This window comes from Halopenitus salinus (assembly GCF_055397165.1).
The window spans coordinates 123,034-136,264 of sequence record NZ_AP043853.1; the positions used below are offsets into that span (position 1 = coordinate 123,034).

Consider the following 13,231-nt stretch of genomic DNA (forward strand, 5'->3'; position numbering starts at 1 on the left):
ACTGACTCTGCGAGAAATGCGAGTGCTCCCATCGGTGGGCGAATCGTTCGCCGGTCCCTGACGGGAGTTACTCCGATCGCCGGTCCCTAACGGGAGTCACTCCGACTGGCCACCACGTTCCGGAGCGGTGTTGATCTCGAATCGGACGCCTCCCAGTTCCGTCGCGTCCGTGACCTCGATCTCCCAGTCGTGTTCCTCGATGATCTGGTGAACGCTTGCCATTCCTATTCCGATCCCCTCTCCATTGACTTTCGTCGAAAAGCCCGGAACGAACACCCGTTCTCGATTCTCCGGAGGAATCCCCGGTCCATCGTCCTCCAGGTAGAATCCGTCCTCTCCCCGGAGGGGGCCGATACGGATCCGAACCGTTCCTTCGCCGTGTTCGATCGAGTTCCCGATCAGGTTCTCGAACAACCGTCTAACCGCGCTCTCGTCGCCGCGGACGTCGATCGGCCCTTCCACGTGGAGGCTCGCGCTTGCCTCCGTGTTTTCGTGGCTAGTCGCCCCACCCTCCTCGTTCCCTACAGCACTCGAATCATCCATCTCTCCCCTGGAATCATTCACCTCCGTCCCGGATTTCGACTGCTGTGTCGCCGACGTGTCGATCGTCTCCCAGACCGATCTGGCGAGTTCGTCGACCTCGAGCGATCGAGTTTCATCAACGATCTCCCCGGTCTTGAGCACCGTCTCCAGATCCGCACGGAGTTCGTCCGCGCGATCGAGGGCCGAAAGTGCCGCCTCGATGTGCTCCACCTCGCCCGTCTCCCGTGCCAGCTCCAGACGGCCACGGACGGTGGCCATCGGCGACCGGAGGTCGTGTGAGACGACGCTCGTGAGCTCGTCGAACTGCTCGATCTGCCGTTCGAGCTTTCGTTCGAGCTGCTTTCGGTCGGTTACGTCGCGGAACATCCACAGCCGGCCGTAGTAGTTCCCGTCCTCGCCGGTGACGGGGGTCGTGTATCGATCGAAAATCCGACCGTCCCGCAGTTCGATCTCGCCGCGACTCGTCGCCTCCGGGCCCGCATACAGCTCCTCGATGAACTCGCGGAACGCCTCGGGATCGATCGTCTTCTCGGACACCCGTTCGAGGACGGCATCGTCGTCGCCCCTCTCGAGGACGTGCTCGGGGATCTCCCACAGCTCACAGAACCGGTCGTTGTAGGAGACGATCTCGCGATCCTCGTTGACGACGATGAGGCCGTCGAGGATCGCGTCCCGCTGTGCCGCGAGGAGTGACCGTTGGAACTCGAGTTCCCGCTGGCGCTCGCGATCGTTTCGATTGCGGAGTGCCCGGTGAACGATGTCCGCGACGTCGTTGGCGAACTGTACCTCGTCGCCGCTCCACTCGCGCGCCTCCTCGCGTGTCTCGTGACAGACGACACCCTTGACCTCGCCCTCGGAGCGAAGCGTCGCGTCGAGGAGCGACTGCACGTCGTTCGGTTCGAGGTAGTCCCCGGCCAGTCCTCGAGTTCTCGGATCCGAACGCGCGTCCTCGGCCGCGATCGACCGGTTCGATCGGATGGCGTCCACGTATTCGGGATACGCGTCCACGTCGAGCGTCATCCCCGATTCGTGTTCGTCCTCGATCCGGTCGTACTCATCGACACATCGCAGTACGTCGTCCTCCTCGTCCAGGAGCCAGACGTTCACCGCGGACGCATCGAGCACTTCCGTCGCGGTCTCGGTGACCTCCTCGACGGCACGGTCGAAGCGTCCGGAGACGACCGATTCGTGGGTCATGAGGTCCAAGAGCGCGTCCTGTTGGCGCCGTTGACGGCGTCTCCGGCGCTGTTTTTCGGAGACGTCCTGGACGACACAGACGTGGCCGCCCGTATCGAGCCGTGCGAGCGAGAGACGCTCGGGGATCGCCGTACCGTCAGCGTGCAGTCCCCGGCTCTGGCCGGTCCAACGCCCTTCCTCCTCGAGCCGCGGGAGGATCTCCTCCTCGAACCGCTCGACCTCCTCGTCGGGATACAGGACGCGCCAGTGTTCGCCGACGAGCTCCTCGGGATCGTAGCCGTAGAGGTTGGCGTAGGCCTCGTTGAGATAGATGTAACGGCCCTCCTCGTCGATTAGCCCGATCGCCTGGGTGGCCGTCTCGAGGGCCCGATAGACGCGGTTTCGCTCGTGTTCGTAACGGTACTGTTCGACCGCGTTCGTGATCCGATTCGCCAGCAGCTCGTACTGTTCCGTGCCGCCCCTCTTTTGGAGGTAGTCCGTCGCACCCTTTGCGATCGCCTCGCTCGCCACCTCCTCGGATCCCTTGCCCGTAAAGAGAATGAACGGCAGGGTCGGCTCCTCCTCGCGGACCGCTTCCAGAAACTGGAGGCCGTTCGATTCCGGCATGTCGTAGTCGCTGACCACACAATCGATCCGATCCGGATCCCCCGAGAGCTTCTCGAGGGCCGTCGTGACGCTCGTCTCCGTTTGAACCTCGATCCGATCGTCGACGCGTTCGAGGAACGCCGCGACCAGCTCCCCGAAATCCGACTGGTCGTCGACGTGAAGAACCCCGATCTCCGACTCCATGGGGGACTCGTTGTGTCCATCGGGCCAAAAGTCGATCGAATGCTCCCGGATCTCGAACATGTTCGCGGACAGCCGCAGGTATCTGCCGACCGTTTTTCAAACCGGCATGAGCGTGGTTCCCGGAACCGTCGAGACGGATCGACAGCCGCCGATGACGGTCCCCCTCCGTCACTTTCTCGTCGCCTCGCTGTTTCTCCTCGCCGGCGTGATCGCCGGGGTGTGGATCGCCGTCGGTACGCCACCCGCCTCCTCGAGCATCGCTCACGTCCACCTGCTCTTGGCCGGGTGGGTCTGTGTGACGATCATGGGCGCGATGACGCAGTTCGTTCCGGTGTGGTCCGGCGTCGATCTCCACTCGCGGTCGCTCGCGACCCGACAGCTCCAGCTCGTCTCCCTCGGACTGGTCGGGTTCGCGTTCGGGCTGTTCTCCGGTCGATTCCTTCTCCTTCCGGTATTCGGAGCCGTGATGTTGCTCGGCTTTTGGGTCTTCGTGTACAACATCGCTCGGACGCTTGCGTCCGTCGGCCCTCCCTCCGAACTCGACGTGACGGAACGCCACTTCGCGATCGCACTCGGATTCTTCCTCCTTCTCACGAGCGTTGGCGTCCTTCTCGCGATCGATCTCGTCCATCCGGTCCTCTCCACGCTTTCGGCTTCACATCCCGATCCGGCTTCACACCTCGATCCGGTCTCGCGCGTCGACGTCGTCGGCGCACACGCGACCCTCGCCGTCTTCGGCGCGGTCCTCTCGACCGTCCTCGGCGCGCTCTACCAGCTCGCGACGATGTTCACCCAGACCGAGCTCCACGGGCTCGACGTTCCACTGCAGCGGCTCGAGGAGGTCGGATACCCGATCGGCGTCCTGGCGCTCGCGACCGGCCGTCTCCTGGGCCTCCACCCTCTCGCCGCTTTCGGCGGGGTCCTGGTCTGCGTCGGGCTCCTCGCGGCGAGCGTCGTCCTCGCCCGTCGACTCGTCGAGACGCGGGTTCCCTGGACGCCCATGCTGTCGCGATACGCCGTTCTCGCCCCGGCGATGGCGCTTTGGGCGCTTCTCACGCTTCCGAGCTGGCTCCGCGATCCCCTCGCCACGTCCGCGCGGTTCGGGGCGCCGGGGACGGTCCATCTGTTGACCCTCGGCGTCATCGGGTTCGTCGTTCTCGGGACGGTCTATCACGTCGTTCCGTTCATCGTCTGGGTCCACCGCTACAGCGATCTCCTCGGGTTCGAGGACGTTCCCATGATCGACGACCTCTACAGCGACCGGATCGCCCGAACCGACTTCGCGTGTTTCCTCCTCGGAACCCTGTTCGTCGTCGTCGCCGATCTGAACGCAGTCGTCGGGCTCGGGTTCGGGAACGCCGGAGTCGCCGATCTCCTCCGCGGCGTCGGTGGAGCGGCGATTCTCGTCGGATCGGTCGCGTTCTGTTGGAACGTCGCTACGGTGGTTCGAACCCACAGCCCGTATTCGATCGCGGAGATCCTGTTCGGATCGATCGCCGCCGGTGACGCCGACGCCAACACCGGCTCCGACGCCGACCAACCGGGCAGCGATGACCCCGGAACCGACGAACCAACCGGAGATCTCTCTACTCGAGAGGACCCGGCCATGCAGGGTTCTACCTCCGACATGCGGAGTCCCACCTCCGATCGCGCCGCCTCTAGGCGAACCGATTCGGGAGGAGACCTTCCCGCCGAGGGTTCCTGATCCCACCCATCCATGTCGACCGCCCGATCGCCGCCGAACTCCGTCGAACCCGCGGGAGCGTGTGCGTGTGACCGCCCGCACGAATGCATCGATCGCCGTCCTGGACGCTATCTGGTCGCCGTTCGTCTGCTCGCCCTCGACGACGGGGTGAGCGCGTCGACCGGAACGATAAGCGACCGTCTGTCGGTCACCCCCGCGAGCGCCACGGAGATGGTCGACCGGCTCGCAGCGGACGGCCTCCTCGTTCGCGAACCACGCGGCGACGTGTGGCTGACCGACCGCGGCGCGACGGTGGCCGCCGAACTCGCGTGGCGACGTGATCTCGTCCGCCGATTCCTCGACGAGATCTCGGGTGACGACGTCGCTTCCAGGGACGCCACGACCGATCCCGAGGTGGCGTATCGGATCGGCTACCACCTCCCTTCGGACGCGGTCGATCGGCTCGCGGGGCTCGCCACCGACGGCCAGTGACCAATCGATCGAACCGCAATCCGGAAATGGCCGCCGCTCGCAGGCCGTGGTATGACGATACGATTCACACCCGGTCCGACGGCGGTTCCGGAGTCGGTCCGCGAGGCGATGGCGGAAGTCCAGCCCAACCCGGACGTCGAGGCATCCTTTCGGGAGCGCTACGACGCGCTCCGTGGAAAACTCGCCCGCGTCTACGGCGCCTCTCACGATGGCATCGATGAAGCCTCTCACGACGTCGTTATCCCGGGCGGCGAGGGGATCCTCGGACTGGAGGCGGCGATCGCCTCGCTCGTCGCGCCGGGCGACCGCGTGCTCTGTGTCTCGAACGGGATCTACGGCGACGGGTTCGCCGACTTCGTCGAGTCGTACGGCGGGGACGCCACGGTCGTTTCCGCGCCCTACGACGAGGGGCTCGATCGCTCGGCCGTCGCCGACGCGCTCGAGTCCGCCGCCGCCGAGGACGACCCGTTCGAGGTCGCCACGCTCGTCCACTGCGAGACGCCGACGGGAACGCTCAACGACATCGGCCCCGTCCTCGACCTCCTCGATGCCCACGACGTGGTGACCGTCGTCGACGCCGTCTCCTCGCTCGGCGGGACTCCGGTCCCGACCGACCGGATCGACGTCTGTCTGGGCGCCTCCCAGAAGTGCTTCAGCGCGCCGCCGGGGCTCACCACGGCCGCGATAAGCGACCGAGCCTGGGAGCGAATGGAGGAGCGCGACCCGTCGTCGCTGTACACGAACTTCCTCCCGTGGCGGGACGTCTCCGAGGGGTTCCCCTACACACACCTGAACGCGAACGTCGCCGCCCTCGACGTCGCGGTCGATCGCCTGTTGGAGGAAGGTCTCGAGTCCGTCCACGACCGACACGAGCGCGCGGCCGAACGCTGTCGCGAGCGCGTCCGGGAGCTTGGTCTCGAGTGCTACCCCGACCCCGATCGATGCTCGCCGACGGTGACCGCCGTCCACCTGCCCGGCGAGGCCCGGACCGTTCAGCGGCGCGTTCGCGAGGAACACGACGTCGTCCTCGCGACCGGCCTCGGGGAGATGGCCGACGACGTCCTTCGGTTCGGCCACATGGGGTACAACGCCGACGTGGAGACGGTCGATCGCGTGATGGACGCGGTGGCGGACGTGCTTCGATGAGTCCTCGCGTACTCTGGTGAACTCTCGCGTGTTCCGGTGTGCCCTCGGCTTCGATGATCGATGCCCCTCAACCGAGGAACCGAACCGCCCGTTCCGTCACCGTATCGCGGAGTTCCTCGCACGAGATCGCATCCGCCCTACCTGCCCCGCCGGACGACCGACCGTCGGTCCCGCGTCCCCCATGGCCCTCGCGATGGAGGGTGGTCTCTCGAAGCACCCGCTCGAGGACGCGCTCCGTGAGCGCCTCGACGGTCACCGGTTCGCCACGCTCCGCGATCCGCGTCGCGGTCCGTTCCAGACGGTCGTCGCTCACGTATCGACCGATCACCTCGTCCGGTCGCTCCTCCGGGGATCCGTCGGACGATCCCCTCGACGGCGTCGACTCTCCCGATGTCTCGGTTTCCCCGGTCGTTTCGGCTTCTCCGGCCGCGTTCGAGGTCCCGGTGGTTTCGGATCCCTCGGATGCTTCGGACGCATCGATCGCTTCCAGTTTCGGATGGACCATCGCCGCTCGATCGCCGCTCTTGTTCCGGATCACGACCCCCGCCGCGGGGCCGTCGTACCACTCCGACTTCGGGATCGCGTACGAGCCGGGATCGAAGTCGCGCGCGCGGACCTCCCGTTCGATCGCGTTGACCGGGTCCAGTCCGAGCGCCTCGAAGATCGACTCGACGGCGTCCGGCGGACGAAACGCGCCCGCTTCGTCAGACCAGACGTCGAACCCCAGGAACGGCGGGATCCGGTCCCACTCGTAGTCGATCGCGTTCCGATACGTCGCCTCCCCGAAGAGGACCACGTCCTCGACGTCGTCGACCGCGGCGCGAAGCGCCTCGCGATCGAGGTTCTCGCGAACGTGTCTGACCGCGTGGCGGTACTCCACGGGGATCTCCTCGGCGTCCTCGTAGACCCGATTTCGATCCCCGAACCGAATCAGCCCCGACTCCCGAAGCTGCATCCGGAGGTGTCCGCCGTCGATCTTCTCGAGGAGCCAGAGGTGTCCTCCCTCGAGGAGTCGATCAGGGGCGTCCTCGGCTCGCGGGATGGATGGGTACTCCTTCATGGAAACCGTCGCCGCCTCGGCGTACGCCGACCTTCGCCGCGATCGGATTTATACTTCCGGGGCCGCGATCCGGTTCGGTCCTTCGAATCCGCGATCCGGTTCGACCCTCCTGACCTAAAAGGGAGCCTCCGAGTTCCCCGGCGGCCCGCGGCTCGGCGACTCCTCGCGTTTCGATCGTTCCATCGGCGTCGAACCGACCTCGCCGGCGTCCTCGGGAACGACGGTCACGTCGCCGGTCTCCAGGTATCGCTCCTCCAGCTCCGCAAGCTGGTCGTTTATCGCCTCGCTTTGGTGGTGCATCCGGGCCGCCCGCACACGAACCAGATCGTAGTCGTGGCGGTCGCTCAAGCCGTTCCAGGCTCGAAACGACCCCATGGTCAAGGTGTGGGTCTGGGGGCAAAACGGCGTCGTCGGCGTGAACTCCGCACGCAGGACGGCGGGGTCGTCGACCTCCTCGGCGTATCGGTAGCCCGCACCCGGATGACGTGTATCGAGGTTCAACCGCGCCAGGTTGTAGTTGAAGGTCATGTCGTAGACCGTTCGCTCCTCGAAGCAGTCCTTCGTCACCCGGTGGAACGCCACGTGTTCGTCGCCGGTCAACACGTCGTGACCCTCGAGGAACGCTCCCGGCCTCGGCAGGTTATCGGGGACGAACTCGTCGTAACCGTCGAAGAGGTCCCCCGCGTCGCTCCCGAACGGTGATGGAAACCCGGCCATACGCGTGGATCCGGCCCGAGCGTCCCTATGAATCCCCCCGAACACGTTCGTCCCGAACGAGCTCGAGGTCGCCGTCGGCCTCTCTGGTCTCGAGGCCGTGTTCGTGGACGAACGTCGCCGTGTGTTCGGGAACGACCCGCTCGGCGGCAAAGCGCGCTCTAAGCAGCGGGACGACGTCGAGGAGGTCCTCACCCGTTCGGATGGCGGGGAGCGACCGGACGAACTCGACGTCCTCGCCCGCCTCCCGGGTCCGTTCCGCGAGCGTCCGGACGCTCGCGCCCGCGAACGCGTCCGTGAAGTCGACGGGCTCCGTAAACCCGGCGTAGTAACACCGTCCGCGTCGGGCGGGACCGAGGACGGCGCCCGAACTCCGGAGCTTCATCGCGGCCGCGTCGATCACCTGTCGGGTGAGAAACGGCGTCGTCGGCTCCACGATCGCCACGGACGCCGCGTCCTCCTCGCGAAGGAGGTGCGTCGCCGTGTTTCCGGCCCGTGCGCTGTAGTTCGAGCCGACCTGCGGCTCGAACCGAACGTCCTCGACGCTTCCGAGGGTGTCGGCGACGATCGCACGCAGCTCCGCCTCCGGTGGGTCGCCGCCGCGGGCCGGTTCCGGAAGCATCTCCTCTGTCGGGTAGTTCACGAGGAGGTCGCCCCCCGAGCGGTCGACGGCTCGAACCGTATCGCGAAGGACGGCCTCGTACAGATCGCTCGCCTCCGCCTGCGAGAGCGGGCTCGTCTCGGGAAGGGTCGGATAGCCGACGCCCGGACGCGGCGGGTCGGCGAGCACGGCGATGACGGTCATACCGGAGATGGGACGGTCCGCGACTTGAACGTCCGGTTTCCGATCCGGGTCGCGTTCGCGTCCGCCGTCGACTCGGTCGATCGAGCCGCCCGGATCACCGGCTCCGTCGCCCCTTCGTCTGGCGGTAGTCCCGTTGAAGCACGTTCTCCCGAAGGTGCTCGAGGAAGGCCTCCCGCTGGTCAGCACTCGCGGCCGTGGGATCACACATCGGAACGAGTTCGAATCCCCGCCCGCGAACGGTGCTCGCGTGTTCGGATTCGACGTCGAATGAGTCCGGCGCGCGCGTCGTGTACTCGATCGCGAGCGCCTCGAGCGGGCGTTGGCCCACCGGCACGATGATCTGGGGGTTGATCATCCGGATCTCCGCGTTCAAGAACGGCTCGCAGTTGGCTCGTTCCTCCTCGGTCGCCGGCCTCTCCGGGTGGTGACACCGCGTCAGGTGGGTGAAGAAGGCGTTTCGAACCGTCGGTTCGTGCGGGTCCTCGATTTCGCCGTCGTCTCCCCCCGTCGACTCGGTGTCCTCCAACGGTTCGACGAACCCGAGTTCCGCGAACATCGATCGAAGCCGGGATCCCCGTTCCCCGGCGAGCGGGCTACCAGCCCGGTCCGCACCCGAATCCGGAGCCTCCGCGACCACGAGGAAGTCCCCGCCGACGTCCCCGTATCCGTGTACAACGCTCGAGCGCGTCCCGCACAGCTCGGGACAGTTCTCACACTCCGAGTCCATCCCGAACGGGTTCGCGAGCTCCGTCTGGCGTGCGTCCACGGGCCACGTTCGATCCCGAGGGCAAAAACGCCGATGATCGTGCCCGCGTTCCTCGTTCCGTGTCACTCCTACCGCCGAGGATCCGCGTTCCCACAAGATTTATGAGGAAATGTGTGACACCCTCACACGATATGCCGGAATGTCAAAACTGCGGCGCGTTCGTCACCCCGGCGTACGCCCGCGTGTTCACCCCGGACGGGATCGAGGAGCCACGAGCCTGCCCCAGCTGTGAGGACGTCGTCCGCGACGGCGCGGACGTCCGGCGTGCCCGATCGACACGGAACACCGGCTAAGACACGTCGTTTCGCTCGCCGAAACGCCCCCGCCTCATCTCTGGAGTCGCGATCCGTCCGAACCGTGATCGGTCCGACTCAGGTGAGCCGATATTCCTCGCCGCGTTGTGCCACGAACTCCCGTTTGCGTAGCGTCTTCAGGATGCTGTAAAGGGAGATCTTCTTCATCCCGAGGGAGTCGGCCATCTCACCCACCGTCGCGCGCTCGTTGGTTCGCAGGTACAGATACACGAGCTTCGCTCGAGGCGACTGTAGCTCCGGCGGGAGCGTCATCGCGGTCCCCATGCCGGATTCGGTTTCGATCATCATGCGTGATTCAGTACTTCGACGATAATAAATCCCCTATTCAACGATCGTCGAACATGGGAAAAGCGGGCGTTATAACGCTTCTCACCGCAGATCTACCCCGAAACTCGATCGGAACATCCCGATCGACGGTCGTCCTGCGGCGGGAATTCGAACCGATCGTTCGACCGACGTCGTATGAGCCGTGTGAGTTGTGTACACGGCCGCACTGGTCCTTTTGAGGCCCGAGATCCCCCTCGATCTGAAACCTCCACACTCGGGAGGTGACCTGCGACTTCTACGCTCAGTAGGATCGGACCTTCGGCTCGTAGCGCTTCTCCTCGCCCTCGAGCACGACCGGACGGTACCACAGCTCGGGTTCGCCGTCGTTCCAGGAGATGAGCGTGTGTTTGAGCCAGTTCTCGTCGTCGCGGATCTGGTTCTCCTTGCGCCAGTGGGCGCCGCGGAACTCGTTTCGCGCGAGCGCCCCGACCGTCAGGGCCTCCGCGATGTCGAGGATGTTTCGCGTCTCGAGCGTGTGGATGAGGTCGGTGTTGAACGTGCGCGAGGGATCGGAGACGCCGACGTCGCGATAGCGTTCGCGGGCCTCCTGGAGGTCGGCGAGCGCCTGCTCGAGACCTTCCTCCTCGCGGAAGACGTTCACGTTCTCGGTCATCGTGTCCTGGACGGCAGAGCGGATCTCCGCGTGGTTGACGCCGTCGGCGACGAGCAGCTCCTCGACGCGTTCCGTCTCGCGCTCGACCGCGCGCTCGAGTACGGCGTCGCCGTCCGTGATCGTCTCGCCGCCGTCGGCCGCCGCGGTCGCATCGGCTCCCTCATCGGGCTCGCCGAGCGGCACCGGCGAATCGAACTCGGCGTCCTCGTAGTCGCCGCGTCGTCCGGTGTCGATCTCCGGCTCGCCGTACTCCTCGCCGGCGGCGTGGCGCCCGGCGAGCTTCCCGAAGACAATGAGCTCCGGCAGCGCGTTTCCGCCGAGGCGGTTCGCGCCGTGGACGGACGCGCACGCGCACTCGCCGGCCGCGTACAGTCCGTCGATGCACGTCTCGCCGTACTCGTTCGTCTCGATCCCGCCCATCGCGTAGTGCTGGCCGGGCTTTACCGGCATCGGCTCCTCGAGGCCGTCGACGCCCTCGAAGTCCTCGGCCAGGTGGAGGATGTTCTCGAGCCGATCGAGGATTCGCTCCTCGCCGAGGTGGCGCATGTCGAGGTGGACGTACTCGTCTTCGATCCCGCGTCCCTCGTTGACCTCCGTGAGTTCGGCCCGGGAGACGACGTCACGGCTCGCGAGCTCGCCGTCGTTGTTGGCGTAGCCGTGTTCGAACATGAAGCGCTCGCCCTCCTCGTTGTAGAGGATGCCGCCCTCGCCGCGGACGCCCTCGGAGATGAGCACCCCAGTGGAGGGAAGCGTCGTCGGGTGGAACTGGATGAACTCCATGTCCTCCATCGGGACGCCGGCGCGGTAGGCCATCGCGACCCCGTCGCCCGTGTTCGCCACCGCGTTCGTCGTGTGGTCGTAGACCTGGCCCATCCCGCCCGTCGTCAGGATGACGCCGTCGTTGGCGCGGAAGCCGGCGATCTCGCCGCTTTGCAGCTCGTAGGCCACGACGCCGTGACACGAGCGGTCCTCCGGTTCGGGCTCGTCCGTGACCGCGAGGTTCATCACGTGCCACTCGTCGTAGACCTCGATGCCCCGTTTGACCACCTGCTCGTACATCGTGTGCAACAGCTGGTGGCCGGTCTCGGCGCCCGCGTAGGTCGTCCGCGGGAACGAGAGCCCGCCGAACGGGCGCTGGGAGACGGTGCCGTCCTCCTCGCGGGAGAAGGCCATTCCCCAGTGTTCGAGCTGGATCGTCTCCTTGGGACTCTCCTGACAGAGCCGCTCTATCGCCGGCGCGTCGCCCAGGTAGTCCGACCCCTTCATCGTGTCGTAGGCGTGGTCCTCCCAGGAGTCGGCGTCGCGGATGGCCGCGTTGATGCCGCCCTCCGCGGCGCCGGTGTGTGACCGGACCGGGTGGAGCTTCGAGACGATCGCCACGTCGGCGCCGGCCTCCTGGGCCGAGATGGCCGCCCGCAGTCCGGCGCCGCCCGCGCCGACCACGATCACGTCGTGTTCGTACGTCCGTCCGTCGGTGTGTGATTGCTGGCTCACGGTCTTTTCACCAGAATTTGAGGTTGTTCTTCACCGCTTCCCGCTTCAGCTCCTGGATGTGCTCGGTGAGGGGGATGTCCTTGGGACACACCTCGGTACAGGAGAACTGGGTCTGACACCGCCAAACGCCGTGTTCCTGCTCGAGTATCTCGAGGCGTTCCTCGGTTCGATCCTCGCCCTCCCGATCGTCCATCGCGAACCGGTACGCCTTGTTGATCGCGGCCGGGCCGAGGTACTGGTTGTCCCCGGCGGCGATGTTACACGAGGACATGCAGGCGCCACACCAGATGCACCGCGTCGACATCTTCACCTTCTCGCGGTTCTCCCGGCTCTGTCGCTGTTCGGCCAGCTCGTCCTCGGGTAGCTCGTCCGGATCGAAGAACGGCTCGACGGCGTCCATCTGGTCGTAGAAGTGCTGCATGTCCACGACGAGGTCCTTTCGCACGTCGGCATGCGGCAGCGGCTCGATGCGGACCGGGTCGGAAAGCTCCGATATCTGGGTCTTGCAGGCCAGCCGCTGTTGGCCGTTGACGAACATGGCGTCCGAGCCACAGACCGCCTGTCGACAGGAGTGTCGAAACGTCAGCGACGAGTCGAAGTGATCGCGCGCGTAGATGAGCGCGTCGAGGACGGTCATCCCCTTCTCGAAGGGAACGTGGAACTCGTCGAACCGCGGCTCCTGTTTGCCCTCGACCTCGGGGTCGAACCGGAAGACGAGGATCTCGCGGGTGTTCTCGTTCGCCGCCGCCCGCTCGCCCTCCTCGGCTTCCCGTTCCGCCTCCGCCTCGGCCGCACGTTGGCGTTTCCGCTCGCGGCGAAGGTCGCCCTTCGAGGGCGCCTCCTCCGCGTCCGATTCGACCTCGGCGTCCGCGTCCGATTGCTGTGGTAGTTGCGTGCTCATTGATGTGGTCCGGTTACAGCGGGAATCCCCCCGCCCAGGCGTTGGCGGTGCGGATGCCCTGTACGATGAGGACGATGCTCGCAAGGATCAACGCGCCCTTGATGAGTTGCTTCTTGCGTCCGGTCAACCCCTGGTTGATCAACGCGTTGTAGACGCCGTTGACGCCGTGGAACGTGGCCGTCACGAGGAACAACACCATGAGCGAGTAGTAGCTCAGCGTCTCCATGCGCGCGGAGCTCGCCAGGAACGACACCTCGTCGGCGTGGTTGACGAAGTGGAGCAGGAAGAAGTGGAACGCCAACACGACCACGAGGAACGCGGCCGTGACCCGCTGGAGGAGCCACATCGTCCCGCCGGGGGTGAAAGAGGAGTAGCGCTCGGCCATC

The 13,231-nt window shown here is 66.0% G+C and carries 13 protein-coding genes; 4 read left to right on the top strand and 9 right to left on the bottom strand.

Features of this window, described 5'->3' with window-relative positions; translation table 11 throughout:
* Positions 1–96: 96 nt before the first annotated feature.
* Positions 97–2,529 carry a PAS domain S-box protein gene (locus ACZ5YD_RS02325; RefSeq protein ID WP_379740057.1) on the bottom strand — a complete coding sequence of 811 codons (2,433 nt, stop codon included), beginning with the start codon at positions 2,527–2,529 and terminating at the stop codon, positions 97–99.
* A 106-nt stretch (positions 2,530–2,635) separates the two neighbouring features.
* Here ACZ5YD_RS02325 and ACZ5YD_RS02330 point away from each other — a divergent pair, with 106 nt between their 5' ends.
* The 3 genes from ACZ5YD_RS02330 to ACZ5YD_RS02340 are packed head-to-tail and all read left to right on the top strand — an operon-like array spanning position 2,636 to position 5,851.
* Positions 2,636–4,234 (top strand): hypothetical protein, encoded by a 1,599-nt coding sequence (locus ACZ5YD_RS02330; protein ID WP_379740054.1) that lies wholly within the window; start codon positions 2,636–2,638, stop codon positions 4,232–4,234.
* A 12-nt stretch (positions 4,235–4,246) separates the two neighbouring features.
* Positions 4,247–4,705, top strand: coding sequence for a metal-dependent transcriptional regulator (locus ACZ5YD_RS02335; protein ID WP_379740051.1), 459 nt, complete (start codon positions 4,247–4,249; stop codon positions 4,703–4,705).
* A gap of 57 nt (positions 4,706–4,762) precedes the next feature.
* Entirely contained in the window at positions 4,763–5,851 is a 1,089-nt protein-coding gene (locus tag ACZ5YD_RS02340; RefSeq protein WP_379741317.1) for a pyridoxal-phosphate-dependent aminotransferase family protein, read from the top strand.
* Positions 5,852–5,918: 67 nt separating this feature from the next.
* Here ACZ5YD_RS02340 and ACZ5YD_RS02345 read toward each other — a convergent pair whose 3' ends face one another.
* The 4 genes from ACZ5YD_RS02345 to ACZ5YD_RS02360 all read right to left on the bottom strand — a co-directional run bounded on the left by ACZ5YD_RS02345 (position 5,919) and on the right by ACZ5YD_RS02360 (position 9,196).
* A complete protein-coding gene (locus ACZ5YD_RS02345) occupies positions 5,919–6,911 on the bottom strand; it encodes an RNA ligase family protein (protein ID WP_379740048.1) in 993 nt (330 codons plus the stop codon).
* A gap of 114 nt (positions 6,912–7,025) precedes the next feature.
* Complete coding sequence (locus ACZ5YD_RS02350) at positions 7,026–7,628, bottom strand: hypothetical protein (protein WP_379740045.1); 603 nt, start codon at positions 7,626–7,628, stop codon at positions 7,026–7,028.
* A 25-nt stretch (positions 7,629–7,653) separates the two neighbouring features.
* Entirely contained in the window at positions 7,654–8,430 is a 777-nt protein-coding gene (locus tag ACZ5YD_RS02355) for a hypothetical protein (RefSeq protein ID WP_379740042.1), read from the bottom strand.
* A gap of 94 nt (positions 8,431–8,524) precedes the next feature.
* The gene (locus ACZ5YD_RS02360; protein WP_379740039.1) at positions 8,525–9,196 is read right to left on the bottom strand and encodes a uracil-DNA glycosylase; all 672 of its coding nucleotides are present in this window, start codon (positions 9,194–9,196) and stop codon (positions 8,525–8,527) included.
* Between the two features lie 131 nt (positions 9,197–9,327).
* On the opposite strand from ACZ5YD_RS02360, the gene ACZ5YD_RS02365 reads away from it, so the two are divergent.
* The gene (locus ACZ5YD_RS02365; protein ID WP_379740036.1) at positions 9,328–9,489 is read left to right on the top strand and encodes a DUF7563 family protein; all 162 of its coding nucleotides are present in this window, start codon (positions 9,328–9,330) and stop codon (positions 9,487–9,489) included.
* A gap of 78 nt (positions 9,490–9,567) precedes the next feature.
* Here the strand turns inward: ACZ5YD_RS02365 and ACZ5YD_RS02370 are convergent, their stop codons facing one another.
* From ACZ5YD_RS02370 to ACZ5YD_RS02385, 4 genes are all read right to left on the bottom strand, one after another.
* Entirely contained in the window at positions 9,568–9,795 is a 228-nt protein-coding gene (locus ACZ5YD_RS02370; RefSeq protein ID WP_379740033.1) for a TrmB family transcriptional regulator, read from the bottom strand.
* 283 nt (positions 9,796–10,078) lie between these two features.
* Positions 10,079–11,944, bottom strand: coding sequence for an FAD-dependent oxidoreductase (locus ACZ5YD_RS02375; protein ID WP_379740030.1), 1,866 nt, complete (start codon positions 11,942–11,944; stop codon positions 10,079–10,081).
* 7 nt (positions 11,945–11,951) lie between these two features.
* Complete coding sequence (locus tag ACZ5YD_RS02380) at positions 11,952–12,845, bottom strand: succinate dehydrogenase/fumarate reductase iron-sulfur subunit (RefSeq protein ID WP_379740027.1); 894 nt, start codon at positions 12,843–12,845, stop codon at positions 11,952–11,954.
* Positions 12,846–12,858: 13 nt separating this feature from the next.
* Positions 12,859–13,230 (bottom strand): succinate dehydrogenase/fumarate reductase transmembrane subunit, encoded by a 372-nt coding sequence (locus tag ACZ5YD_RS02385; RefSeq protein ID WP_379740024.1) that lies wholly within the window; start codon positions 13,228–13,230, stop codon positions 12,859–12,861.
* Position 13,231 lies beyond the last annotated feature (1 nt).